Origin of the sequence: Shewanella sp. GutCb (genome assembly GCF_002836135.1) — a bacterium.
Classification (GTDB): Bacteria; Pseudomonadota; Gammaproteobacteria; order Enterobacterales; family Shewanellaceae; genus Shewanella.
In genome coordinates this window covers 18,595-44,862 of sequence record NZ_PJBL01000023.1, presented here as the reverse complement: position 1 = coordinate 44,862, position 26,268 = coordinate 18,595, and the positions used below count along the sequence as shown (strand labels likewise).

19 protein-coding genes are annotated in these 26,268 nt (G+C 43.3%); 13 read left to right on the top strand and 6 right to left on the bottom strand.

Translation table 11 applies throughout. The features are described from left to right. Positions 1-308: 308 nt before the first annotated feature. From CXF86_RS13795 to pflA, 3 genes are all read left to right on the top strand, one after another. Positions 309-1,841 (top strand): DUF3360 family protein, encoded by a 1,533-nt coding sequence (locus CXF86_RS13795; protein WP_101092131.1) that lies wholly within the window; start codon positions 309-311, stop codon positions 1,839-1,841. A gap of 501 nt (positions 1,842-2,342) precedes the next feature. Beyond that, complete coding sequence (gene pflB / locus CXF86_RS13790; RefSeq protein WP_101092130.1) at positions 2,343-4,625, top strand: formate C-acetyltransferase; 2,283 nt, start codon at positions 2,343-2,345, stop codon at positions 4,623-4,625. A gap of 63 nt (positions 4,626-4,688) precedes the next feature. Next, the gene (gene pflA / locus CXF86_RS13785) at positions 4,689-5,429 is read left to right on the top strand and encodes a pyruvate formate lyase 1-activating protein (RefSeq protein ID WP_101092129.1); all 741 of its coding nucleotides are present in this window, start codon (positions 4,689-4,691) and stop codon (positions 5,427-5,429) included. A 35-nt stretch (positions 5,430-5,464) separates the two neighbouring features. Here pflA and yfbV read toward each other — a convergent pair whose 3' ends face one another. Beyond that, positions 5,465-5,908, bottom strand: a complete 444-nt coding sequence (yfbV, locus tag CXF86_RS13780) for a terminus macrodomain insulation protein YfbV (protein ID WP_101092128.1) — start codon at positions 5,906-5,908, stop codon at positions 5,465-5,467. A 200-nt stretch (positions 5,909-6,108) separates the two neighbouring features. Here yfbV and ackA point away from each other — a divergent pair, with 200 nt between their 5' ends. The 5 genes from ackA to CXF86_RS22765 all read left to right on the top strand — a co-directional run bounded on the left by ackA (position 6,109) and on the right by CXF86_RS22765 (position 12,093). Continuing rightward, on the top strand, positions 6,109-7,305 hold the full coding sequence (gene ackA / locus CXF86_RS13775) for an acetate kinase (RefSeq protein ID WP_101092127.1): 1,197 nt from the start codon (positions 6,109-6,111) through the stop codon (positions 7,303-7,305). Between the two features lie 110 nt (positions 7,306-7,415). Continuing rightward, positions 7,416-9,560, top strand: coding sequence for a phosphate acetyltransferase (pta, locus tag CXF86_RS13770; protein WP_101092126.1), 2,145 nt, complete (start codon positions 7,416-7,418; stop codon positions 9,558-9,560). 804 nt (positions 9,561-10,364) lie between these two features. Next, positions 10,365-10,826 (top strand): hypothetical protein, encoded by a 462-nt coding sequence (locus CXF86_RS13765; protein WP_180961070.1) that lies wholly within the window; start codon positions 10,365-10,367, stop codon positions 10,824-10,826. A 780-nt stretch (positions 10,827-11,606) separates the two neighbouring features. After that, entirely contained in the window at positions 11,607-11,738 is a 132-nt protein-coding gene (locus tag CXF86_RS23085; RefSeq protein WP_257985356.1) for a hypothetical protein, read from the top strand. Positions 11,739-11,943: 205 nt separating this feature from the next. Beyond that, on the top strand, positions 11,944-12,093 hold the full coding sequence (locus CXF86_RS22765) for a hypothetical protein (protein ID WP_180961069.1): 150 nt from the start codon (positions 11,944-11,946) through the stop codon (positions 12,091-12,093). 80 nt (positions 12,094-12,173) lie between these two features. Here the strand turns inward: CXF86_RS22765 and CXF86_RS13760 are convergent, their stop codons facing one another. Further along, the gene (locus tag CXF86_RS13760) at positions 12,174-13,085 is read right to left on the bottom strand and encodes a class I SAM-dependent methyltransferase (RefSeq protein WP_101092124.1); all 912 of its coding nucleotides are present in this window, start codon (positions 13,083-13,085) and stop codon (positions 12,174-12,176) included. Positions 13,086-13,090: 5 nt separating this feature from the next. Next, positions 13,091-14,173 (bottom strand): AI-2E family transporter, encoded by a 1,083-nt coding sequence (locus tag CXF86_RS13755; protein ID WP_102039237.1) that lies wholly within the window; start codon positions 14,171-14,173, stop codon positions 13,091-13,093. A gap of 366 nt (positions 14,174-14,539) precedes the next feature. Between CXF86_RS13755 and CXF86_RS13750 the strand changes: the two genes are divergently transcribed. Next, positions 14,540-15,442: a TIGR01777 family oxidoreductase gene (locus CXF86_RS13750; protein ID WP_102039236.1), complete on the top strand. Its 903-nt coding sequence runs from the start codon at positions 14,540-14,542 to the stop codon at positions 15,440-15,442. 79 nt (positions 15,443-15,521) lie between these two features. Here the strand turns inward: CXF86_RS13750 and CXF86_RS13745 are convergent, their stop codons facing one another. Together CXF86_RS13745 and CXF86_RS13740 are read right to left on the bottom strand one after the other, a co-directional pair. Then, complete coding sequence (locus tag CXF86_RS13745; RefSeq protein ID WP_101092121.1) at positions 15,522-17,975, bottom strand: ABC transporter permease; 2,454 nt, start codon at positions 17,973-17,975, stop codon at positions 15,522-15,524. Beyond that, positions 17,966-18,733, bottom strand: coding sequence for an ABC transporter ATP-binding protein (locus tag CXF86_RS13740; protein ID WP_101092120.1), 768 nt, complete (start codon positions 18,731-18,733; stop codon positions 17,966-17,968). The genes CXF86_RS13745 and CXF86_RS13740 overlap by 10 nt, the downstream gene beginning before the upstream one ends. Between CXF86_RS13740 and CXF86_RS13735 the strand changes: the two genes are divergently transcribed. From CXF86_RS13735 to CXF86_RS13720, 4 genes are all read left to right on the top strand, one after another. Continuing rightward, positions 18,714-19,343: an arylesterase gene (locus tag CXF86_RS13735; RefSeq protein ID WP_102039235.1), complete on the top strand. Its 630-nt coding sequence runs from the start codon at positions 18,714-18,716 to the stop codon at positions 19,341-19,343. The two genes, CXF86_RS13740 and CXF86_RS13735, sit on opposite strands and share 20 nt — an antisense overlap. A gap of 124 nt (positions 19,344-19,467) precedes the next feature. Continuing rightward, a complete protein-coding gene (locus CXF86_RS13730; RefSeq protein WP_101092118.1) occupies positions 19,468-20,580 on the top strand; it encodes a DUF481 domain-containing protein in 1,113 nt (370 codons plus the stop codon). 532 nt (positions 20,581-21,112) lie between these two features. Further along, the gene (locus CXF86_RS13725) at positions 21,113-23,764 is read left to right on the top strand and encodes a parallel beta-helix domain-containing protein (protein WP_102039234.1); all 2,652 of its coding nucleotides are present in this window, start codon (positions 21,113-21,115) and stop codon (positions 23,762-23,764) included. Between the two features lie 117 nt (positions 23,765-23,881). After that, positions 23,882-25,072, top strand: coding sequence for an SO2930 family diheme c-type cytochrome (locus CXF86_RS13720; RefSeq protein WP_102039233.1), 1,191 nt, complete (start codon positions 23,882-23,884; stop codon positions 25,070-25,072). 48 nt (positions 25,073-25,120) lie between these two features. On the opposite strand, the gene CXF86_RS13715 is transcribed toward CXF86_RS13720, so the two are convergent. Continuing rightward, positions 25,121-26,140 (bottom strand): helix-turn-helix domain-containing protein, encoded by a 1,020-nt coding sequence (locus CXF86_RS13715; protein WP_102039232.1) that lies wholly within the window; start codon positions 26,138-26,140, stop codon positions 25,121-25,123. Between the last annotated feature and the right edge of the window lie 128 nt (positions 26,141-26,268).

The window sequence follows — 26,268 nt, the reverse complement described above, 5'->3', positions numbered from 1 at the left end:
TGTTAAGTTGCTCTCAAATTACCCAAACAGCACATTCAATAACTTTGATACTTGATGTTGTACCTTGGTGGCTATGTTAATATTTGCGAGGTAAATTGGTCAGACCAATTTACATTGTGTAATGGATTATCACTGTAACCCCCATTTAGCAGCAACAATGCCTAATATTTGGTCGTTACAGAAGCGTTAACAAAGGCTTGAAGTCGACTACACTTATTGCGACACAAGTTGTTAATTCACAGGGAATACCCAAAAGCAGTTACGAATCCCGATGAATCACCTAAATTCTTCTCGGAGAATGAGAAATTATGCCTGAATCAGTAAAGAATGAAGCAGTAGATGGCTCTGAACAGAGCTACCAAGCACTTCACAGACCAGCATCAGAGTTCAATACCCGCGAAGAGTATTTGGATAATGAACTAAAAATCATGAAGCCAAAGCGTTGGGGGCTTAATCTCCCAGGTAGAGACTTTAGGTTCGAATGGGAAGACTTAGTCCCTGCCATTGCAGGTACTATAGGTATCACTGTAATGTACTCAGCGGTTATGGCGGCATGGGCCTCAGGTCTGTCAGCTCGTTGGGAACACGTCAACTTGGGAGCTGAATTTGCTATCCAAGTCGTGCGGGTTGAAATGCTTATTCCGGCCCTACTCTTTTGTATTATTAGCTCAGGATTTATTAATCCCCGAGCCAATCTCGGCGGTAATCATGGACCAATGATCCCTTTGATTGGTGCTATCGCGTTAGCAGGAGCTCATCCACTGGCATTAGCCATTTTGCTCGGTGTATTTGGCCTCATTCTTAGTTACTTTAAAGGCGGGTCTAAGTTAGTTAACTTGACCAGCAGTGGCGTGGCAGGTGGCTTGCTCGTTTTCTTAGGTTTTATGGGTGCTAAAAGTCAAATAACCTCATTATTTGATTGGGCTGGCGGACTTGAGGCTAAACATGCTTTAGATTACAGCCTAGGCTATGTCGCTTTCTTTATTTTATTAGCCAACGTCATCCTCTACTCCTACCTCGCTAAAATAGGTAAACGCTGGCTAGCCATTCCACTGTGTTCAATTGCCGCAATAATACTGGCTTTTGCACTTGGCGCTGGGCTAGACCTTCAGTTTGTAACTGAACCAGGCATCCCAAATTTAAACCCTATGTATTGGTGGGGCTCAACTGAATATGGCTGGCAGTTAGGCTTACCTAACCTCCAACATTTCATCGCGTCATTACCGTTTGCCATTCTCGCTGTGGCGATGTGGTCACCAGATTTTCTGGGACACCGAATTTTCCAAGAGCTCAACTATCCAAAGGGTTCTGAGAAAGTATTGATGGATGTTGATGACACAATGACAACCTGTTCTCTACGTCAAATTGTCGGAACTGCAGTCGGTGGCGGTAATATCACCTCATCGTGGGGGACCTACATGATCCCTGCTGCGATTGCTAAGCGTCCTATTCCAGCGGGTGCTATTTTGCTCGGCATTATGTGTATCGCTGTCGCAGTCATTGGTTATCCGATGGATATCACCGTCTGGCGTCCTGTCATGTCGATTGCACTTTTAGTTGGCGTGTTTTTACCATTACTTGAAGCGGGTATGCAGATGGTGAAAAACACCAAAAACAGCCAAGCCGCGGGTATATGTATCTTTGCCGCCTTTGTGGCAAACCCAGTATTAGCATGGGCATTGACCATGTTCTTAGACAACAATGGTCTAATCGGTGATAAAGAACGCGCCAAATCACTGTCGGTAACTGACCGTATCGTTATCCCAGGGTTAGCGTTTATTATCTGTCTGGCTGCGATGCTAGCGGTTGGTATGATCACAGGTATACCGGCACTGCTTTAAATTATAATAAGGAAGAGAGTCCTCCGCTCTCTTCCTCATTTTCTCATCTATAATCCTTATCAACATCTTTGATACTCATCATTAGTTTTATCAACCAGTAGTATCAAAGCAAATATTGATAATACAAATCTACTTGCGAAAATCGGACCAACTCTCGAATACCTGACATCGTAAAAGGATGCAAACATTAAATTGTTCAGAAAATGCTGCCTTGTTAACACTTTTAGTATTTATGAACGATTTCCACTTTGATAAAGGTGCAGCATACTGACTGCCATGCTAATATACGAATGGTTAATTGGTCTTACCAATTTATAAAGTTAACATCCAAAGCATTACGATGTTACTGATGAAGACAACCAAACAGATTTCAGAGGAGTGTGCTCACTTCCGCGCGCTTCTTAGCGATAGAGTTAAAGAGGCGTTTTAAAATAGCTATTGGTGTATTAAGGCAAAGCCGATACCCAATACCCTTTATCCCAAACAAAAGGTAACAGTACGATGACCGAAAAAACTGAACAGTTTGCAAACGCGTGGGAAGGTTTCACGTCAGGCGATTGGAAAACTGAAGTCAATGTGCGTGATTTTATTCAAGCTAACTACACTCCTTACGAGGGCGATGAGTCTTTCTTAGCAGAAGCGACTGCAGCCACGACCGAACTTTGGGATAAAGTGATGGTTGGTGTTAAGCAAGAAAACAGCACTCACGCTCCTGTTGATTTTGATACCGATAAAGTATCAACAATTACCTCTCACGAAGCGGGTTACATCACTAAAGATTTAGAAACCATTGTTGGTTTACAAACAGAAGCACCGCTTAAGCGTGCAATGTTGCCTAACGGTGGTATCCGCATGGTAGAAAGCTCTTGTGCTGCTTATGGCCGTGAGCTGGACTCAAACATCAAGTATGTTTACTCAGAGTTACGTAAAACACACAACCAAGGTGTTTTCGACATTTATACTCCTGAAATCATGGGCTGTCGTAAGTCTGGGATTTTAACTGGTTTACCTGATGCTTACGGTCGTGGCCGTATCATTGGTGACTACCGTCGTATCGCGCTATATGGTATCGACTATTTAATGCAAGATAAGTTTGCTCAATTCGGTTCGCTTCAAGCTGACTTCGAAACTGGCGAGAACTTGTCTTACACTATGCAACTTCGTGAAGAGATTGCAGAGCAGCATAAAGCGCTTGGCCAGATGAAGAAGATGGCTGCAAGCTATGGCTTCGATATCTCTTTGCCAGCCACTAATGCTAAAGAAGCTATTCAGTGGACTTACTTTGGTTACCTTGCAGCTGTTAAGAGCCAAAATGGCGCGGCAATGTCACTTGGTCGTACTTCAAGCTTCCTCGATATCTTTATCGAACGTGATATCGAAGCGGGTGTACTAACAGAGCAAGCAGCACAGGAAATGGTTGACCATTTCGTGATGAAGCTACGTATGGTACGTTTCCTACGTACGCCAGAATACGACGAGCTATTCTCTGGTGACCCAATCTGGGCTACAGAGTCAATCGCGGGTATGGGTCTTGACGGCCGTACACTAGTGACTCGCTCTAGCTTCCGTTTCTTACACACATTGTACAACATGGGCCCTAGCCCAGAGCCAAACATTACGGTTCTATGGTCAGAGGCGTTACCGCTTAACTTCAAGAAGTACTCGGCTAAAGTATCGATTGATACTAGCGCTATCCAATATGAAAACGATGACCTAATGCGTCCAGATTTTGCATCTGACGATTATGCTATCGCATGTTGTGTAAGCCCTATGGTTGTTGGTAAGCACATGCAGTTCTTCGGTGCTCGTGCCAACCTTGCTAAGACAATGCTTTATGCAATCAACGGTGGTGTTGATGAAAAACTTAAGACTCAAATCGGTCCTAAGTACGCGCCTATCACTGATGAAGTTTTAGACTTTGATGATGTTATGGGTCGTTTAGACACCATGATGGACTGGCTTGCAACGCAATATGTATCTGCATTGAACGCTATTCACTTCATGCACGACAAGTACTCTTATGAAGCTGCACTTATGGCCCTTCATGACAGAGATGTTCGTCGTACTATGGCGTGTGGTATTGCGGGTCTATCAATTGCTGCTGATTCACTTTCAGCCATTAAATTCGGTACTGTTAAACCAATTCGTGACGAAAACGGCATTGCTGTCGATTTTGACATCAGTGGTGACTATCCTAAATTTGGTAACAACGATGCACGCGTTGATGATTTAGCAACCGACCTTGTTGAACGCTTTATGGCTAAGATCCGTAGCATGAAGATGTACCGCAATGCGATCCCGACTCAGTCTATCTTAACCATTACCTCTAACGTGGTTTACGGTAAGAAGACAGGTAACACACCTGATGGACGTCCAGCAGGCGCACCTTTTGCTCCAGGCGCAAACCCAATGCACGGTCGTGATGAAAAAGGCGCTATCGCTTCTTTAACATCAGTTGCTAAACTACCATTTGCTCATGCACAAGACGGGATCTCTTACACTTTCTCTATCGTACCTAATGCGTTAGGTAAAGATGAAGATGGTCGTAAAGCCAACCTTGCTGCACTAATGGATGGTTACTTTGCCCATAACGATAGCCGTGAAGGTGGTCAACACCTCAACGTTAACGTGATGAACCGTGAAATGCTTGAAGATGCCGTGGTTAATCCAGATAAGTATCCTCAACTAACCATCCGTGTTTCTGGTTACGCAGTGCGCTTTAACTCGCTAACCCCTGAGCAACAGCAAGACGTTATCACACGTACCTTTACTAAAGGTCTGTAAGCAGATTTAGTGTCGATTAGGCTGGCGTAGCACAATGTTGCACCAGCCTTACAAGGAGCAGAAATGGCAGTAATAGGTCGAATTCATTCCCTAGAGTCCTTTGGTACTGTTGACGGACCCGGCATAAGATTTATCACCTTTATGCAAGGTTGTTTAATGCGTTGCCAATACTGTCATAACCGCGATACTTGGGATCTACACGGCGGTAATGAAATTAAAGTCGATGAGCTAATGAGCCAAATCATTAGCTATCGACCTTTTCTTGAAGCCAGTGGTGGTGGAGTCACGGCGAGTGGCGGTGAAGCTGTATTACAAGCTGAGTTCGTTGCTGAGCTTTTTCAAGCCTGTAAAAAAGAAGGTATTCATACCTGCTTAGACACCAATGGATTCGTGCGTAAATATACGCCAGTCATTGATGAGTTACTCGATAATACCGATCTGGTGTTACTTGATATAAAACAGATGAACGACAAAAAGCACATCGACCTCACAAAAGTGAGTAATCAACGTACGTTGCAGTTTGCCGAGTATTTGCACAAACGTGGTAAAAAAACCTGGATTCGATATGTAGTTGTCGGTGGATTTACAGACGACATTCCATCTGCACAAGCGCTGGCTGAGTTTATTAAGCCAATGAGCAATGTTGAGAAAGTAGAATTACTGCCCTACCACGAGTTAGGTAAACATAAATGGGAAGCGATGGGTGAAGAGTATGAACTCAGCCAGATCTCGCCTCCAAGTTCTGAAACAATGGAACAGATAAAGCAAGTCTTCATCGATATGGGTATTAATGCCATTTACTAAATGTTCTTACGTTCAGCAATAAAAGCAAACAAAAGCTAAAGCTCTTCCCAATAACTTGCATCCAAACACTCGAATGCCGCTTTTAGAATAAGCGCCATATCGAAGTAGCAAGCTTTAGCTCCTAAGGGTCGACAATTAACCCCCATTTGCAGCAGTTTTGTTGATAACTGATTACCCCAGTCAAATAAAGATAACGGCAAGGGATGGCGAGAGCGCCAACCTAACCAAAGCAGACCTTGAATAGGTAAGCTAATAAAGAACAAAGCAATGGTGATTGCCTGAGGTAGGTAATCCCAACCGTGCAGGTATAACTGACTTGCACCCGCCAATATGGCCAAAAACGGCATTAATGGCAAAGCAATTTGAGTGGCGCGCATAACGCGATACTCAGGAAAGTAAAAACTCAGTTGTCTAACCATAGGCCAAGTCTTCATATAACGACGGCCTTCACCTAGGGTTTTGAGAACATAAATGCTCAAAAATGGCTCCTATAAGAATCAATAACAAGCCTAACTCTAGCACAAACACTCAGCTTGCCCCAAGGCTCTATGCCGGGTAAGCAACAGATTTTAGCTCTTTTTACAGGGCACATTTTACGACTTCGGCCTATAGTTGCCATAGAAGTTATTATTAAACAGTGAATCAAACGATTTCATTACTTATTGCGAAAGGTTTAAACATGTCAAATAAACTGGTATTAGTGCTTAACTGTGGTAGTTCATCTCTTAAGTTTGCGGTTATTGATGCGCTAACTGGTGATGACCAAATTTCTGGTCTGGCCGAGTGTTTTGGGCTAGAAGATTCTCGAATCAAATGGAAAGTAAGCGGTGAGAAACACGAAGCTAACCTAGGTGCATTTACCGCACACAGAGAAGCTGTCGAGTATATTGTCAAAAACATTTTGGGTGAATATCCACAAATTGCCGAAAAAATCCAAGTGATTGGTCACCGTATCGTTCACGGGGGTGAAAAATACACTCAATCGGTGATCATTGACGAAACCGTAATAAAAGGTATCGAAGAAAGTGCTGTATTCGCACCTCTTCATAACCCTGCTCACTTAATTGGTATTCGTGCCTCTCTGGCTTCTTTTCCTGAGCTTCCACAGGTGGCAGTATTTGATACGGCTTTTCATCAAACGATGCCAGAACATGCTTACATTTATGCTCTGCCATACAAACTGTATCGTGAACACGGTATACGCCGCTACGGCGCTCATGGCACAAGTCATTTATTCATCAGCCGTGAAGCGGCTAAAGCACTCGGCAAAGAGATCTCTGATACTAATATTATCTGTGCCCACCTCGGTAATGGTGCATCTGTTACTGCGATTAAAGGTGGTAAGAGTGTAGATACTTCTATGGGCCTAACACCTCTAGAAGGTCTGGTCATGGGCACCCGTTGTGGTGATATTGATCCTTCTATCGTATATCATCTGATCAATAAATTGGGCTATACGCCTGACGAAGTGAACAACTTGATGAACAAGCAAAGTGGCCTTTTGGGTATATCTGAGCTGACTAACGATTGCCGCGGCATTGAAGAAGGATATGAGTCAGGCCATAAAGGCGCCACACTTGCGCTTGAGATTTTCTGCTATCGCTTAGCTAAGTATATCGCTTCTTACACCGTGCCTTTAGGGCGTCTTGACGCACTGGTATTTACTGGCGGCATTGGTGAAAACTCTGATCTCATTCGTGAGAAAGTGCTTAGCTTATTGGCTATTTTCAATTTTAAAGTCGACAACGAGCGTAACACCGCAGCCCGTTTTGGTAAGCAAGGTAAAATAACCACAGATGAAGGTCCTGTCGCGATGGTGATCCCAACAAATGAAGAGTGGGTTATCGCACAAGATTCTGTTGCGCTAATTAAATAGTACCGACCTATCTATTTTCATCTTGAGCTGCAAGCTAGATAGCTTCGCAGCTCAAAACAACATTTCTAATGCCATACTTTTGTGGCGTTCTCGAGTTTCAAGAGGTATTTATGTCTCGCAACATTATGCTCATCCCTATAGGGACTGGTGTAGGGTTAACATCTATTAGTTTAGGTATGGTTCGTGCGCTTGAGCGTCACGGTGTTAAGGTTCGCTTTTTTAAGCCAATAGCCCAACAACGTCCAATGGATCGTGGGCCCGAACGTTCAACCACCATCTTAAGCAAGTCACCCACGGTTAATCCACTCGAACCATTCGATATGGCTCATGCTGAAAACCTCATTCGTGCTGATAAAATAGACGTATTAATGGAGCAGATTATCGCTCGTGCAACTGAATGCACAGACGATACTGAGACCATTATTGTCGAAGGCTTAGTGCAAACTCGTAACCACCCTTTCTCAAGTGACGTGAACCATGCGATTGCTAAAGCATTAGATGCTGATGTGATTTTTGTCGCCACTCCTGGTAATGAAAGTGCGACTGCGCTGATGAACCGCCTAGAGATCTCACATAATTCATGGGGTGGGAATAAAAATAAACGTCTCATTGGTGCCATTATCAACAAAATTGGCGCCCCCGTTGATGACGAAGGTCGTGCTCGCCCAGACTTATCTGAAGTCTTTACCAACGATGATATTCAGCGCGCTGATGCAGCAAGCATGTTTCAACTTCCAGGTAAGAGCAAAATTCGAATTTTAGGCAGTGTGCCTTACAACCTTGATCTCGTCGCACCTCGCGCATCAGATCTTGCAAAGCACTTAAGCGCCAAAATCATCAATGCGGGTGAAATGCACACCCGCCGTATGCGTAAAGTGACCTTTTGTGCCCGCAGTATTCCAAATATGGTTACCCATATTAAAACCGATTCGTTGCTCGTCACTTCAGGCGATCGTAGTGATGTTATCGTTTCAGCATGTCTTGCTTCAATGAACGGTGTCAAAGTTGGCGCACTCTTGCTAACGGGCGGATATGAGCCAGAACCGCAAATTATGGAGCTTTGTGAGCAAGCGTTCGAAACAGGCTTACCTGTATTCCTGATTGACACCAATACTTGGCAAACATCGCTTAACATACAGCGTTTCGATCACGAAGTGCCCGTTGATGATGCCGTCCGTATTGAACAGGTTCAAGAGTTTGTTGCCGGGCATATAGACCAAAGCTGGGTAGAAAGCGTAACGAAGAACTCACCACGTGAGCACCGTTTATCGCCACCTGCGTTCCGTTACAAGTTAACAGAGCTTGCTCGTGCTGCAGGTAAAACAGTTGTTTTACCTGAAGGTGATGAACCTAGAACAATTGAAGCTGCCAGCATTTGTGCTGAACGTGGTATTGCACGTTGTGTCCTACTGGGTAATCGCGAAGAGATTGAGCGTATTGCCACTCAGCAAGGCGTAACCTTAGGTGAAGGTGTCGAGATCATTGAACCTGAGTCAGCACGTAGCCGCTATGTCGAGCCTATGGTTGAACTTCGACGTAATAAAGGTTTGACTGAGGTCGTTGCTAAAGAGCAATTAGAAGACAACATGGTGCTCGGTACTATGATGTTGGCGCAAGGCGAAGTTGATGGCATTGTATCTGGTGCCGTGAACACTACCGCTAATACCATACGTCCGCCGCTACAGTTAATCAAAACAGCACCGGGTTCAAACTTAGTCTCTTCTATCTTCTTTATGTTGATGCCAGATCAAGTCTTCGTTTATGGTGACTGCGCGATCAATCCTGATCCTAGTGCCGAGCAATTGGCTGATATTGCAATTCAGTCTGCTGAATCAGCAATTGCATTCGGTATTGAGCCTCGCGTTGCGATGATCAGCTACTCAACGGGAAGTTCAGGAACCGGTTCAGATGTTGATAAGGTACGTGAAGCAACACGTATTGCCAAAGAAAAACGTCCAGACTTAGTGATTGATGGACCTTTACAGTATGACGCTGCAGTGATGCCGAATGTTGCTCGTTCTAAAGCACCAAACAGCCCTGTAGCAGGTCAAGCAACCGTATTTGTATTCCCAGACCTCAACACAGGTAATACGACGTATAAAGCGGTTCAACGAAGTGCAGACCTGATATCAATTGGTCCTATGCTGCAAGGTATGCGAAAGCCAGTAAACGATCTATCACGCGGCGCACTCGTCGATGATATTGTTTACACTATTGCTTTAACCGCAATTCAAGCTGCGCAAAACGAAAGCTAATACTACAATACTAAAAAAGCCTGCTGATGCAGGCTTTTTTTTGGTTTGAAATCAACCGAATTAGGATCGATGCGATCGTATTAGCTGTTGTCTGGCAGTGCAAAGCGAGAATTTGGAGACTGAATTGTGAACACAGCAGAAATGCGTCAAAAAATGACCAGTCTGTTTTTGATAGATATATTAAAGACTTAAGTAAACAAAAAATAGTCTTCAACACACTTGTCCACAGATTCTGTGGATAACCTTTATAAGTTATCTATACAGATATGCCTGAGATCTTTATCTAGGTCAAGCTTTGACTGCGATCTAATACCAATTACATGGAAATGTGGTCTATTTAGAAATACTCAAGCTTTCAATGCAAAAGCAGAAGTGAGATCTCGAACGCTGTCCCTAAATTGAAGTTCAAACCATTACTTGCCACACAGAGAATGTTTGATATCGCATTGAACAGTCTATTTTGTTCATTTATAGCCAACGACTGGGGTCTAAATAAACATATCCAATATCTATTGAGGTCTGATAAAGGATGTCGCATGTACAGGGAAGAATGACTGAATATTTTTCAAACCGGAGGTGCCATAGATAAGCGAAGCTAGAATAACAATACCGCGAGTAACATATGAAGCTATTACCTGAATGCCAGAGCCGAGGATAACGATTAGCGTTGAGTTCCCAGCGGGTCTCCAGAGCTTTGAATAGCCACTGAATGAACACATCCTTAATGCAAGGAGTATCGCACTAAAATCTTGCGTTAAGGCTGGAGAATCGTGATACTGCTAGAAATACTAATAATAGCTATCTATGTTGAAATACTTTCTTGTTATCATTGCGCTGTTCGCTGTTTCTGCTTGTGACTATACGGATAGCGATTCTATCCTAGCCGATGCATCCGTCCCCTCTATGCGCACACCTGAGCTGTCTTCTCTTGGATTCTTAAATGCTATCTACGTCGAACGTGACGTCGAAAAAGCAAAACTGTTTGTTGATGATCCAATGAAAGAGATCCTTACCCACTATTATATTGCCGCCTCAGTGCAACGGCATGTACTCAATCTATCATTGACTGACGTCAGAATGGAAGTCGATGAAGTCGATATCGATTTCTTTCGTAAAACCACTGAAGATGTCACTGTCATCGTCAAGATCACAGGGCTGCGTGGCGGGGAATTTTGGGTTGATGACAGAACCTTACGTTTGAATAAGCGCAAAGGAAAATGGATTATTACCGAAGTGGTGCCAGAAAAGAGAAACGTTAACGGCTAGGTGCTAGCATCTTAGAGAACGGCCTACGGCCATACGGGACGTAACTGCGTCACTACGGAACGCTTCGCTTACGGTAAAATTAGAAAAGAGCAAAGCGACGGCATAAAATCAACATCAAAAGCCAAAGGGTGTTTTCTGTTGATTTCCTAGCAGGACGTAGTCCGTCCTAGCAGTGAGCAAGCGAACGTCCTAGTACCTAGGGCCTTCTCAGCTTTCAAATAGGTGCTAAAAGTGTAAGATCTGCAAACAAAAATAGCAACCCACTGGTTGCTATTTCATCTTGATAAAACCTATAACGGATAGGCTTATTCAGTGATTTTTCCTAATCCAAAAATGCTTCTTCGTCCATTTTAACAGGTAAAGACTCTAACATCTCGTCTTGTAGTTGATAATATGCGCCTTCATATTCTTGAACTTCCATAACAACTCCGGATCTTTGATTTAGGTGTAGGGTACAAAAGCATGTCATCAATAGTGTGACATTTTGCCTTTCTTAAAACATGCCAACTATGCCGTGTTTCTGATGCTGATTGTAACAGCATTCAACCATCACTTACAGAAAACTTTCAGTTTGAGCGGTAAGATCTACTTAATTAGCCCTAAAGTCGCCATAAATACGCCAATTCCCGTTACTAAAGGTGAAAGTCTTTCACTTTTTTATTCCTTACAGCACTAAAAACCATTTTTAACGTGAATAAAAAATATACTTAAAGTTCACAACTACTGCTATCAATTAGTACATGGCATCGCAGATGCTATCCAGTCAAGAGGTTGATTATAATGAATGCATTAATTGACTATGAAGCAGGAAAGCTAGTCGAGTTATTTGATCAAGATGATGATTTGTCGATATATATCCCCATCCCACTTAAAGATGCTCGTTTCAGAGGCATTGTGCCAGTTCAATTCTAGGCGCATTAACATAGAAATGGTTATTCCCTTTTAAGTGAGTGCAACAACGAAGTGAGCTTGCACAACGCCTTCTACGATGGGTTTTAATGGGCTTTACTCTGTGTTATTGATTTTACTAAGGGAACGACCATTAGTGGTAATCAATGCCTTGATTAAAGCCCATTAAACTCCCACTGAATCCTGCATCTTCAGGTAGGATGGGTATATGTTTATGGAAAAAATGAGCATCCCTTTAGATGTACAAGGTACGCTTATCAATGAGATATCGGTACTCAAGCATAGAGGACGACATAATATCGCCAAGATCATTGAGTCTCATGGGCAATCAGCACTGAGTGATCGACTCAATTATTAGGCTCAGCCATAAAAAAGGCCAAACACATGTTTGGCCTGTTTACTTTATTTTCTTCTATCCTGACAACTAGAAATAAATGGTTATTCTTGTTGTCTATACCGCAATACTTTTAGTGCTTTATCAGGATTAATATCTTCAAAGACAGCAGGGTTAGCCATCTGTTCACAAAACTGCAGACTCGGGCTGTAGCTAGCGACTTGTTCTTTCAAAAAATCAATACTCAGCTCAGGCGCATTTAAACATAATAGAATGTCGCCATCAGGTGCCAACAGATCAGGCAAACGTTTTAACAGGCGTGCATAATCTTTTGTCGCGACAAAACTGCCCTTTTGATTACTGGGAGGATCCGCAATAATAATATCGTAAGGTCCAAGCTTGGTTAACTTTCCCCAGGACTTAAAAATATCATGTCCAAGAAAGCGCGCCCCAGCACCAAAATTATTTAGCATGTGATTTTGCTTACCTATCGATAGTGAGCCTTTGCTCATATCAATGTTAACCACCTCCGTTGCTTTGCCTTGCAGCGCCGCAATAGAAAAACCACAGGTATAAGCAAACAAATTCAGAACTTTTTTGCCTGCGCTATGTTCACGAACCCATTGGCGGCCATTGCACATATCCAAAAATAAACCATGATTTTGGCCACGTAGCAGATGGACTTGAAACTGAGCGCCATTTTCAACAACAATGTGCTTTTCAGGCACCTCACCTTTAAGGATATCGGTGTGCGTTTCACCGCCACTACGGTACTGAAAAACCAGATTTATTGGTTCAACACTTTTTAGCTCACACCAACGTTGCTCAATAGCCTCTGTGAGGACTGAGAGTTCATCCTCATTGAGTGGCTTAAAACTGGTCAGCAGTACCACTGGCGCATACCAATCTAAGCAAAGGTGTTCAGCTCCTTGATAACGCCCACCACGGCCATGAAATAACCGGCTCACATCATTACCAAAGGTAACGTCTTTTATTGCTTCAATAAATAACTGCATCTAACTCACTTCTTACTAGTTTCAATCTTTAAATCGGTTTCGGGATCATCGTTATTTTCAGCAATATCATCACCGATTAATACTGCTAACCAACGTCCGCCTTGACTAGACTCTAAGGCAATTTTTACAATCATGGTCAGCGGGACGGATAACAACATGCCGGCAGAGCCTAACAACCAGCCCCAAAATATTAATGATAAAAAAACGACCAAAGTCGACAGGCCAAGACCGCGTCCCATGTATCGGGGTTCAACTAAGTTGCCCATAACCGCGTTAGTCCCTAAATACAGCAAAGCAACGGCGCCTGCAGCACCTGGGCCGATTTGTATAAAGGCTAGCAATACGGAAGGAATGGCGGCAATAATAGAACCAATATTTGGAATATAGTTGAACAGAAAAGCAATCACGCCCCACAACAATGCGTAATCGACACCAATGATGTATAAGCCCACGCCAACAATGAGTCCAGTTGCTAAACTCACCAAGGTTTTAATCACCATGTATTGATTGACTGAATTCAAAAAACGATCAACTTGCTGTAAACGCATATCGGGATCATCAAGTGCAAAATGCATCTTTTTTGAAAACCCATTAGATTCAAACAACATAAACACAACGGTTAAGATGATTAAGAACAGATTAGCCATGACGCTGCCAACACCAGTCAGCATATTGGTGGTCATTGACAATGCTACACCAGGATCAAAGTAAGCCAGTATTTGTTCTTTAGAGATCTGAATATTGAGCGTGGCCAATTTGTCGACAATCCAAGAAAATTGCTCAATTAACTGATCACGATAAAAAGGTAATTGTGTGGAAAACTCATTGATAGAGGTCCCGACTATAGACGCCAACCACAAACCCATCAGGACAATAAATGCCATTAGCATTAATACCGCGACCCCTCTTGGGACACGATGACGGGTAAGCCAACTAATCATCGGGTTACAGATCACGGCAATAAATACCGATAATACAAACGGAACAACAATCGGACTTGCCGTCTTGATCCCCGCGAGGATCACCACAATAAATGCAGAGATGGCAAACCCTTTAAATGCAACGCCTTGATTCTCAAATCGGGTCATTAAAAAATCCTTGTTGATTAATAATATCGCGGCTTTTGTATTTCAAATGTAAAAAACCATAACGCGACTAAACAGTAACTATAAAAATGTGCCATGTATCACCAACAACTCAACGCTTTTAGGCGAGTTAATAATACGAGCAACAGTAACAAGATAAATTATTTTCTGAATTATCGCATGCTTTTATAAAAATCACCGCTTTAGTTTAAGGCACTGGAGTTTAAGAGGTTATGGTTATTCATTACCTGAACAAACGGCATTAATACGCAGCAATAGAACTATTTTTGGCTAAGAAGACAAAACGATAGATCCTATTTGCCTTAACTAACGTAAACTCTATTAAGAGCCCTTAAAAAACAAAAGCCTATGAATATATTGATTACTGGTGCCAGTGGATTTGTTGGTACTCAGCTTGTAAAACGGTTAAGTCATCATCAACTGACGTTGCTGACAAGGCACCCTGAGCAGGCCGCTAAGCGTCTAGGGACGCATCATCACTACCTTAGTTCTCTAGATGGATTAGCGAACCTAGACAGTTTTGATGCGCTGATTAATCTCGCAGGCGAACCCATCGCGGGAAAAAGGTGGTCTGACACGCAAAAAAAATCAATATGCCATAGCCGATGGTCAATAACAGCCAAGCTGGCCCAATTGATCCTCGCAAGTAATAACCCACCAAGCACATTCGTTACCGCTTCAGCCGTTGGATACTATGGTAGTCAGGGCTCACGACATATTGATGAAACACTGCAACTGAGCTCAGAAAGTCGTGCAGAGTTTACTCATAAAGTGTGTCACAAGTGGGAACAAGAAGCGCAAAATGCGGCAACTGAAGCCACTCGAGTTTGCATTGTTCGCATTGGCTTAGTACTTGGTTCCCAAGGTGGTGCGTTAGCAAAAATGTTACCTGCTTTTAAACTTGGTCTAGGCGGGCCTATCGCCAATGGCAAACAGGGGATGAGTTGGATACATCAAGATGACTTAATTGGCTTAATTGAATTCTTACTTAACAACCCACAAACCAGTGGGGTATTCAATGGTTGCGCCCCCATGCCTGTCAGTAATAAAGATTTCACCAAGGCATTAGGCGCCGCATTAAACCGCCCTGCCTGTATTCCAGTGCCAGCATTTGGACTGAAACTGGCGCTAGGTGAAATGTCGACCTTGTTAATCGAAGGACAATATGTGGTGCCTAAACGGGCGTTAGCAGCGGGCTTTGAATTTAAATACCCTACAATTGATAGTGCATTAAACGCACTGTTTAAATAACTTTTAGTTTGCTTTGGCTTAATTCAACAGAAAAAGCGGGAAGATAATCAACAATCTCCCCGCCATTAATCACTGAGCTTTAATGCCCTTTAAGCAGTTCACTGCATGATTTGTTTAACAGCTGTCGACAGCTCCAAAGCCCGAGTAAAGCAACCACCAAACCACCACACAATGGCGCTATCCCCCACCAAGGCCAATGCATATAAACATTGAGTTCAAACACCTGAGTTTTCAATAAGTACAAGGTAAACTCAGCAACGATAACCGCTAACACTCCCGCAATCGTCCCTAGTAGCGCAAATTCAAGTCCTGTGGCAGCTCTAAGTAACCAACCAGATGCTCCAAATGTCCTTAGTACCGCCAGTTCACGTTGTCGGGTTGCCATTCCCGCTTCAGTCTGGGCTATCATCACCAGTGCGCTTGCAAGTAACACCAATACCAGCACTAAGGTCAGTGATAAAGAAACTTGATCGATGATTTCGCGTAACTGCTTCACCATTGCGCCAACATCGATAATCGACACTGTTGGAAACTGCTTTATCAAAGATAAAATAACGCCACGTTGTGACTCTTCTAAGTGAAAGCTCGACATGGAGGTATAGGCAAACGGCGCCAATGCTTCTTTTGTGAAGATCATAAAGAAGTTTGGCTGCAATGTTTCCCAATGCACAGCTCGAATACTTGCCACTTTCACCGTCAAAGATTGGTTATCAATGGTGTAAGTTAAACTATCACCTAAGGCTAATTCCAAACGTTCAGCAACACCGGATTCAACAGAGACATCAAAAATATCCTGATTAAAGCGACCAGAAAGAATTTCATTATTGTCTGGCATGCTGTCGCGAAAGGTGAGATTCAACTCTCGCGAGATCCCAACCCTTCCCTCACCACCCGCTTCCTTCTGCTCAGAAGAGATCAGTAGCTCATCATTAATCGCGGTTAAGCGTCCTCTGATCACCGGGTAAATAACCGGCGGGACTTTTACATGTGGTTTTAAGAAATCTGCAATAGTGGCTGTTTCTTCTGGCGCTATATTGACCAAAAAGTAATTGGGCGCATTTTCGGGTAACTGTTTTTGCCACTCGTTTAGTAGATCTTGTCTCAATGCAAAAATGGTTAACAATAAAACTAATGCGCTACTGAACCCCACTAGTTGCACTGCATTTTGCCGTGCACGCCTGCGCAGCCCCGCTAATGCTAACTGCAATGGGTTAGTGGTTTTCATGCCGACACTATGACCCAAGCGGATCATAAAGAAGCCTAAAACACTCAGTAAAGTTCCTAACAATAATACTGCGGCAACTACCGTTAACGTTAATGGCAGACTCTGTGAGTACAAGTAACCGAGCAACGCCATTGCACTTAAGCTCAATAAGAGGTGCAACCACATCCCTAATTGCAAACCTTCAAGTTGGCGCTGCAGCACTCTCAATGGCGGAATAGACAATAGTCGCATTAGAGGATATGCCGAAAACATAAAGGCACTGATAAAACCGGTACCGATCCCGAGCAGTAATGGTCTGCTCATCGGCGGATTGTATGCGGCTATCTCTACTGGTAAAAATGCTGTGATCGTGCGATCAAGCCCAACGCCACCGATTAAGCCAAGAACAACACCCACAACAGTCACTAGCAGTAGATGGGTGCCAAATAAAATTCTTATTTGCTTTGCTGAAGCGCCAAATGTCTTCAACATGGCCACCACGTCATAGTGGCGCTGACAATATCGTTGCGCCGCAATACCAATGGCAGCACAAGCAAGCGCGATACCGAGTAAGCTTGCGAGTAATAAAAAGCGCTCAGCACGTTTAACGGCACTGGCAATTGGCGAGTCACCGGACTGAACATCAACCCAGCGCTGACTGGTATTGAGTAGCGGTTTAGCTTGCACCTCAAATGCTTCTAGCTTTGCAGCATCTCCTGCAAATTGGTAAAGGTATGTCACGCGACTACCCGGCTGGATAACTTGTGTTTTAGCCACATCTTCAATCCGCATCAACACCACAGGAGAGGATGCAAAAGGGTTAAATCCTGCATCGGGTAGACGGATAATCTCATTGGATAAGTTAAAATTAGCATTACCAATTTCAATCTGTTGCGGGTACCCAAGTAAACCGCCTAATCGAGTTTCAAACCAAATATCGTCTGCGCTCGGCAGCCCTTGAGCTATCCCAGTGCTGAGCTCAATATTGCCTTTGAGTGGATAGCCTTGTTCAACGGCTCTTACCGTCACCAGTTGGAATTCATCCCCAGCATATACCATGGAGTTAAACTGCATGCTGGTAACACGAGCAAGGCCTATCTTGTCAGCGATAGCTAAAACCGCGGGATCGATCTCTTTGGGTGAGTTAATAATCCTGTCAGCAGCAATGAATTTTGAAGCTTGCCCATTAATCGCGAGCTGCAATCGTTCACTGACAGAAGCTAATCCGGTTACCGATAGCACCGCTAGGGTGATAGCAAGAATGATCAGCAACAGTTGTCCTTGAGACAATTCTCGCTTAAACAGCCTCCATGCCAGTTTTAGCTCCATGAACTTGCCTCTTCATTCACAGCATTCTTTGCCGTTTCTAGTTCAGTATCTTCTGCTCGTTTATCCGTTGGTTTTTCACTTATCTTTTCGCTTAAGTTACCTGAATCCATAATGAACTGTCGCTGACATCGACTTGCCAAAATCATATCGTGAGTCACCAGCACGAGTGTGGTGTCACTCTCACGGTTGAGTTCAAACAACATATCAGCGATTTTATCACTGTTGGCTGAATCCAAGTTCCCCGTTGGCTCATCTGCAAATAATACTTTTGGCTCACAGATAAATGCACGGGCGATTGCCACACGCTGCTGCTCACCGCCAGATAGCTGATTAGGGAAATGATTAAGTCTGTGGCTCAATCCAACACGTTCTAGCATCGCCTGAGACTTTTCTTTGGCATTAGCAATCCCGGCCAACTCTGCAGGTAACATGACGTTTTCCAGCGCGTTTAAGGTATCGACCAACATAAAGGATTGGAAGATAAAGCTCACTTTCTGCTTACGAAGTGCCGCTTTAGATTCTTCATTTAACGTTTCAAGCGCCACGCCATCAAGTAGAATGGATCCTTGGCTGGGAGAATCCAGCGCAGCAAGTAATCCAAGCAACGTTGACTTACCGGAACCCGACGGCCCAAGTATCGCAACACTCTCCCCCTGCTTGACATCCATATTAATGCCGTTGAGGATAGTCAACTCTCCCTCTTGAGTATTAACCGATTTAATTAGGTGGCTTACTGTTATGGCGCTATTTTCAGACATAAAACCCTTCTTTAACCTTAAAAACCGACTATGTGGTTTTGTCATATTATTTATATTCAGCAGTTTTCCACTGAGTGCTGCCCCTATATTAATCCTAGGTGACAGCCTAAGTGCAAGCTATGGTATGCCAGAAAATGAAGGATGGGTGCATCTATTACGAACAAATATGCCTCAACATACCATCATTAACGGCTCTGTAAGTGGTGAAACTTCAGCTGGCGGATTGCGTAGACTGCCCGCCCTGCTTGAATCTGCAAGCCCTGACGTTATTTTAATTGAGCTAGGTGGCAATGACGGACTGCGTGGTTTTCCTCCTAAACAATTGAAAGATAATCTTACAAAAATCATAGAACTTGCAAAGACAAAACAGATAAAAGTGCTGTTAAGCGAGATAATGGTGCCGCCTAACTACGGTCCCCGCTATGCATCACAAATTAGCAATGTCTATAAAGAACTCGCAGCAGAGCACGAAATCACCCTGATGCCATTCTTTATGGAATCCATTGTCATAGACAGTACGTTGATGCAAAGAGATGGGATCCATCCAAATGCAAAAGCACAGCCACAAATTGCTGAATTTATGCTGCCTTGGATCCAACAAGCGCTTTAAAAAAGTGCTAAAAACAAACATAGTTCTTGAAGCTTGCTTGCCAACTTTGTAGATTATTAAGCTATTAGGTCAAAAATTAGTAATCGATTGAATTTCAGGACAAGTAAGCTTCAGGGAGAAGGTAATGATAACAAGATGTAGCTACTGCATATTAATTGCAGGCAGCGTTACTGTCGGCTGTTTTAGTCCCTCGATTTTAGCCGCAGAGACAGTCACTCACTTAACGCCGGCTCGAATCACACCTGAACAAATATTTCCGCCTGAAGACAGTAAATATGATTGGCTACAACTCACCTCATTGGAGTTACTCAAAGGCGAAATCGTTAACCTTTACGACGACAAACTCGAATTCGATAGTGATGAGCTCGACAGCGTATTTATCGATTGGGAAGATGTGAAAGTGCTACAAAGTCGTCATATTATGAGTATCGGCTTTACTGATCTCAGCACTAAAACGGGTCGACTACTCGTCAAAGATGGCAAGTCCTATATCAATGGTGAGGAGTTTGATAGTCACCAAATAATGACGATTATCGCGGGAGAGCAAACCGAAGCTAACTATTGGTCGAGTAAAATTACCTTAGGGGCAAACTTTCGAAAAGGTAACACTGACCAGATAGACTACAGTGCACTTGCCAAGACGAAGCGACGCACGACAGAATCACGATTCAATCTCGACTACATCGGCAACTACTCAGAAACAGATGGTGAAAACCGCATAAATAACCACCGAATTAACAGTAACTTTGACTGGTTCATCTCCAAACAATTTTACCTTAGACCGGTATTCGGTGAAATCTATATTGACCCATTTTTGAACATAGATTATCGAGTGACGCTGGGTTCTGGTCTTGGTTACAACATCATTGATAATGCGAAAACAGAGTGGAGTGTCAGTGGTGGCCCCGCTTATACCTATACTCGATTTGATACTGTCGAAATGAATAAAAATAAAGGTGATGGCAGCGCAGCATTGGTTATTGAAAGCTTATACGATACTGAAATTACAGGAGACATAGATTTTAACGCGCTATATCGCTTGCAGTACGGGAATGAAACTTCTGGTGGTTATACCCACCATGCGATTGCGACGTTAGAGATTGAGCTAACCGATATGTTTGATCTTGACCTGTCATTCGTTTGGGACAGAACCAACAACCCTCAACCCGATTCAAACGGGCTAACACCAGAACCAAATGATTATCAGTTTATTATTGGTTTTGGTATCGATATCTAATCTAAAAATATCATTATCACAGCTTAATAGGGCAGACTTATCACGTAGGGCAACAGCTTTACCCTCTTAACAGGGTAATAGTCCAGATGACGAGTGCAAATGAGTGGATATTTCTTGGTTTGATGAGAGCCCCTCTAAACCAAGAAATATCCAACGACATCGTTATCCACGGCAAAGGTTTAACTCAATTCCTTTTCAAAAGATCAGCAACCTCACCTTTATTGCGCTGTGATCAATAATACGACCCTGTCAACATTACTGGCTAACGTATTGTTTATATGAAATTTAACAAGATATTGCACGGTAAAGTATTTCAAATAAAAATCAAACTGAATTAAAATAATACACTCGTTTGAATTCCAACCTCTTCGCTATTCTTTTCAATAACTAACAACAACCATCGTGTTTAACAGTCTGCATCAGCTTATTTGATAACAATATGTTGCAAGCTTGTTGTCCTGATTTCACATTGCTTATCTGGTACGTCAGTGCAATCTAGAGCGCGAATAATAAAAATAAATCTGGAGACGCTATGCTCAACAAGAAACCTTCTTGGCTAATGCCAACATTAATCGCTACCGCAGTTGCAATAAGCTTGGGGGCTTGTTCTTCTGACGATGACGACACTACAACAAAAATAGAGACGCCACCCGTTGTCACTCCTGAACCAGAAGGGCCTACGTTCCCTGAAGGCGCGATAATGATTGAAGACGGTGAAAACCTCACTCTGCGTATACAAGAAGCATTGATTGATGCTCAAAGTAACGATGTCATCGTCCTGCCTAAAGGCACATTTGAAATTGAATCAACGTTATTATTTGATGGTGATGTCGACGGCGATGGTAGCTATGCTAAAAATATAACCATCATGGGTTACGGTCAGGATGAAACCATTCTTGATTTCTCAAAGGCGAACTCTGGCGATGGTATATTCGTCCAGAATGCGGTCAATATTATCATTCAAGATCTGTCAGTGAATGAAGCTAAAAATAACGGTATTAAACTAAAAAATACAAACGGTATTATCTTGCGTCGCCTCGCAACGGTTTGGGAAGGCGAGCTTGATGAGGATAATGGCGCATACGGTCTCTACCCGGTGGAATGTGAAAACATTCTTATTGAAGACACCTACGTGCGCGGCAGTGCTGACGCGGGTATTTATGTCGGTCAATCGCAATACATCGTAGTTAGACGTAACATTGCAAAAGAAAACGTGGCAGGTATTGAGATAGAAAACTCAAAATATGCTGATGTTTACGACAACGAAGCCATGGGTAATACCGGTGGAATTCTCATTTTCGACCTGCCGATCAACAACCATAGATACGGCTCAAGCGTCAGGGTTTTCAATAACAAAGTCTACGATAACAATACTAAAAACTTTGCGAACGCTTCAGCAAACCCTGCAGGGGTTCACATTGTGCCACCCGGCACAGGTATGATTATTCTGTCGACTGATGACGTTGAGATTTTTAACAACGAGATCACGGGTCACGACACCATGGGCGTGGCAATCACCAGTTTCTTTATTGCTGAGCCTGACATGTCAGCCTTTGTCGGTAACTATGGTCAAGCAGGACAACCTATTGAAGATGGGTGGCGCCCAACTCCGCGCAACATTTACCTGCATGACAACGTGATCACCGGTTATGGCCAAAAGCCTAACGGTTACTTAATTGATGACATAATTAAAGCGTACTTATTTACCCATGGCGCCTTCCCTGGCGTGCTCTATGACGGTTTAGGTGAAATGCTATCGAGTAACGGCACCGCCGCTTACCTAGGTTTACAAGAATTGCCGTTTGCTGCCGATGGCAGTGACAATATCTGTGCCAGCGACAACGGTGATGTTTCGTTTGGCCGCTTATATGCTAACGATAATACTGACCCAAGTATTGCGAATGTCTTATATGAAAAAACGCAAGACCAGTTATTGAACTGTGCTCAGGTAAGTTTACCCGTTCATACCGTGACCTTTGGTGATCAGATCTTCGGTTGTGGCGTTGATGATGATACCGAGGGCTGTGATGGTGGTAACCTTATTGGTGGCGGCGGTACTATTGGTGAAGGTGAAGGCGGCCTAGTTGGTAATGGAGATCTAAGCCTGTGTAAAGCCGAAGGCACTAACGCTTCTTGGGATGCATTGCTAAAAGCCAACTGCCCTAGCCTCTCTGACTACAACTTGTTTGCCGATGCAAAAAATCCGGCTAACGCACCCAATTCTGGTGGCTTACCTTATGACTTAAATACACCGTTATTTACTGATTACTCAAGTAAATATCGTTACGTATTTGTACCAGAGGGCCAAAAAGCCGATTTTTCAGCTATGGAATCAATGGACTTTCCTGTCGGAACCGTCTTAGTGAAGACATTTGCACTCCCAGCAGATACCAGTAAGCGCGGCATAACGAATGAAGATTTAGTTGAAACACGATTATTAATCCATCGTGAAAGTGGCTGGACTGCGCTGCCTTATGTGTGGAACGCTGAAAAAGCTGATGCTGTACTCGCTAAAGCGGGCGCAATTCAAGCTAAAAAGGTGATCCATAATGGCGAAACGATGGACTTTGATTATGTCGTGCCGAGCATGAATCAGTGTAAACAGTGTCACCAATTTAAGCCTGACGCTGATAGCCCTGCAAAGTTTGTCCCTATCGGGCCAAAGGCACGCCAACTTAACAAAGATTATGCCTACAGTGATGGCAGCATGAATCAGCTGTTAAAGTGGCAAGCAGCAGGCATTTTACAAGGTGTTCCAGAGGTCGCTACGATTGACACTGTGCCAGCCTACAATGATGGTGATGAAGCAAACGTGAGTAGCCTTAGCGATGCCGCACTGATGAAAACAGCCAAAGGTTATTTGGACATCAACTGTGCTCATTGTCATCGCCCTGAAGGTAATGCCTCTAATACAGGACTAAAACTCGAGTATTGGAGAGAATATGCCGAAGATGCTGGTTATTCACATGGTACATGTAAGTCACCAGTTGCCTATGGTGGTGGCTCTCTTGGCTATGACGTTGTTCCAGGAAGCCCAGAAGAATCTATTCTACACTTCCGTATGGACACGAATAACCCAGGTGACAGAATGCCAGAGATTGGTCGCAGCCTCTCACACGCTGAAGGTGTTGCCTTAATCAACGAATGGATTAAGCGCCTACCGAGTGCATCTTGCTCAAAATGAGTTAAGTGAATAAAAAGGCCGGGAATATCCCGGCCTTTTTCTAACTACAACACTCCAATACCAAGACTTAACACTCAACACTCAACACTCAACAATCCATTACTATGTAGGTGACTTATGCATAATCTAGTTATCCTCAGTTTTATTTTACTTCTTAGCGCCTGTGGCGGTGCAAGTGAATCAACAGCACTCGCAAGTGAAGTCGCACCAATCATCCCCACAGAACCCAACACAGATCCAGCCCCATCGCTGTCAGCCTGTGACGCCACAACAAGTGAAGTGAACTGGGATGCTTTAATGACTGAAGATTGTCAGCAATTGTCGCAGTATGGGTTATTTATAGACTCCAGTATTCCGACATCCGATCCTATAGCACCGGGGATCGCCTATCAGCTTTCTAGCCAGTTATTTTCTAACTATGCCAGTAAACACCGCTTCATTTTTGTTCCTCAAGGGGAAAAATTAGCCTATCACCCAAACGATACCTTTGAGATGCCAATAGGCACTGTTTTAGTCAAAACGTTCTCGTTACCCTTCGATACACAAGTTATCGGCGCGCGTAATGAAGACCTTATTGAAACTCGGTTACTTATTCATAGAGAAGCAGGCTGGACCACTCTGCCCTATATTTGGCAGAATAATGAGGCCAGGCTACAACAAGCAGGCATGGATATTCCTCACAGTTTAAACCATCAAGGCAACCAAGAAGTCTTCAATTACCATGTACCCAGTCGCGCAGAATGTAAGATATGTCATCAATCTACGTTTGCCAATGACGATCAAACAGTTCGCATTCGCCCTATCGGCATTAAAGCGCATCTGCTCAATCGCAATGTTAATCATCAAGGACAACCTACCAATCAACTACTACTTTGGCAGCGCCTCAATATACTCACTGGAGTACCCGAGCTTAGTGAAATAGGTAAAACGGCTGACATCCTTGACCAAAGCGCTTCACTGACCACGAGGGCGAAAGGATATTTGGATATCAACTGTGCTCATTGTCATAATCCCGACGGCTTTGCCAGTATTTCAGGACTGCGTCTTGGTTTTTATGTCGACCATACCAGTTATCAATATGGTATCTGCAAACAACCCCCTGGCTGGGATGGCGGGGCAAAAGGATTATCTTACGACATCATTCCAAGCGATGGTGAACACTCAATCTTGGTATATCGTCAACAGCTCAATCAGCCCAAGGATAGAATGCCACCGATTGGAAGATCCATTGCCCACACTGAAGCCGTAACGGTAATTAAAGACTGGATTGATGCTATGGCACCAGAACTAGGCAGTTGCCATCAATAAGCCTGTATGAAGTAGTTGAAAGGTTTTATGAGGTTCAAAAACTCAGTTTTAACCTTTATGTAAACGTAAGAAATGACCTGGAGGATGCCCTATCCAATGCTTAAAACTCTGCCTGAAATGGCTTACATCACCAAAGCCCATTAAGTCTGAGATTGCTTCGATAGAATGCTCACTGCTTAGAATTAGATTAATCGCCATTTGGCACCTTACTTGATCAATTAGCTTTTGGTAGTGAGTACCAGCAGCCGAGAGTCGGCGCCTCAATGTACGAGTACTGATCTTTTGCGTTAACGCCATCGCCTCCATACTCGGTAATTCAGGAGCACAATCTCTTAGCAGGTCAAGAATCTCTGTAATATAAGACTGTCCGCTTTCTATAACTGGACTTAATGCTATATCTGTAAATTTAAAGGTTATCGGTAAGCTCAAATATTTATGATCTATCGACCATTCAAAAAACTCTCCATCAAATTGGATATCCGCCCCTGTTCGAGCAGCTAAGAATGGCGTTTTTCGTTTGGGTTCAGCTAAGATAATGTCTTTGACTTGAACTGTTTCACCCGTCAACTCCTCTGCAAAAGTCATCAGTGAACCAATACTGTGCAGAAACTGACAACTGTATTTATCTGTCTCTAGCTTATTAGTATTAAGCCATCTGACTTTCAAAATACCCTCTTCATTCCTAAGAAATATATCAGAAAAGCTACCCACCAATTCGGGATGGGCAATAACAAAGGCGAGGCATTCACCTAAGGTATTAAATTTAGCTAAATAACCGAGTAAAAATCCCAAATCAGCGAGTTTATAGTCACTAGCAGCCTTAACTCCAACTTCTGCATCCTTACTCACATTACGCAAGTATGTCATTGCATAATCAACTTGCCATACATAGACAAATTGACTGTGGGCTAACTCTGTTTCTCCTACGCCAATATCCTTGCACAATTGCGCTGCAGCTGAGGAGCCAAAGTGTTTTTTTAAGTAATGGAGTAAATTCCTTAATTCATAGGCTGGGTAAGATTGATCGCCAACCATAAGATGAGGTTTATAACTGCAGATTTGGTGCATTTCACTCGACTAAATAATGACTGGTTAGTCATATTGTTAGCGGATCTAAATACGAATTCATAGCTTTAAGATTAAATTAACGAAAAAAAACCTGCATCAGCAGGTTTTTAATCAACTTACTATCAGCA

What these genes read in the sequence shown, in the direction of transcription:
- CXF86_RS13760 (WP_101092124.1), bottom strand. Translation starts at nt 13,085, where the DNA reads ATGCAGTTATTTATTGAAGCAATAAAAGACGTTACCTTTGGTAATGAT.
- CXF86_RS13720 (WP_102039233.1), top strand. Translation starts at nt 23,882, where the DNA reads ATGCATAATCTAGTTATCCTCAGTTTTATTTTACTTCTTAGCGCCTGT.
- CXF86_RS13755 (WP_102039237.1), bottom strand. Translation starts at nt 14,173, where the DNA reads ATGACCCGATTTGAGAATCAAGGCGTTGCATTTAAAGGGTTTGCCATC.
- pflB (WP_101092130.1), top strand. Translation starts at nt 2,343, where the DNA reads ATGACCGAAAAAACTGAACAGTTTGCAAACGCGTGGGAAGGTTTCACG.
- CXF86_RS13750 (WP_102039236.1), top strand. Translation starts at nt 14,540, where the DNA reads ATGAATATATTGATTACTGGTGCCAGTGGATTTGTTGGTACTCAGCTT.
- pta (WP_101092126.1), top strand. Translation starts at nt 7,416, where the DNA reads ATGTCTCGCAACATTATGCTCATCCCTATAGGGACTGGTGTAGGGTTA.
- CXF86_RS23085 (WP_257985356.1), top strand. Translation starts at nt 11,607, where the DNA reads ATGAATGCATTAATTGACTATGAAGCAGGAAAGCTAGTCGAGTTATTT.
- pflA (WP_101092129.1), top strand. Translation starts at nt 4,689, where the DNA reads ATGGCAGTAATAGGTCGAATTCATTCCCTAGAGTCCTTTGGTACTGTT.
- CXF86_RS13725 (WP_102039234.1), top strand. Translation starts at nt 21,113, where the DNA reads ATGCTCAACAAGAAACCTTCTTGGCTAATGCCAACATTAATCGCTACC.
- CXF86_RS22765 (WP_180961069.1), top strand. Translation starts at nt 11,944, where the DNA reads ATGTTTATGGAAAAAATGAGCATCCCTTTAGATGTACAAGGTACGCTT.
- CXF86_RS13745 (WP_101092121.1), bottom strand. Translation starts at nt 17,975, where the DNA reads ATGGAGCTAAAACTGGCATGGAGGCTGTTTAAGCGAGAATTGTCTCAA.
- CXF86_RS13795 (WP_101092131.1), top strand. Translation starts at nt 309, where the DNA reads ATGCCTGAATCAGTAAAGAATGAAGCAGTAGATGGCTCTGAACAGAGC.
- CXF86_RS13765 (WP_180961070.1), top strand. Translation starts at nt 10,365, where the DNA reads ATGTTGAAATACTTTCTTGTTATCATTGCGCTGTTCGCTGTTTCTGCT.
- CXF86_RS13740 (WP_101092120.1), bottom strand. Translation starts at nt 18,733, where the DNA reads ATGTCTGAAAATAGCGCCATAACAGTAAGCCACCTAATTAAATCGGTT.
- CXF86_RS13730 (WP_101092118.1), top strand. Translation starts at nt 19,468, where the DNA reads ATGATAACAAGATGTAGCTACTGCATATTAATTGCAGGCAGCGTTACT.
- CXF86_RS13715 (WP_102039232.1), bottom strand. Translation starts at nt 26,140, where the DNA reads ATGCACCAAATCTGCAGTTATAAACCTCATCTTATGGTTGGCGATCAA.
- ackA (WP_101092127.1), top strand. Translation starts at nt 6,109, where the DNA reads ATGTCAAATAAACTGGTATTAGTGCTTAACTGTGGTAGTTCATCTCTT.
- CXF86_RS13735 (WP_102039235.1), top strand. Translation starts at nt 18,714, where the DNA reads ATGGCGCTATTTTCAGACATAAAACCCTTCTTTAACCTTAAAAACCGA.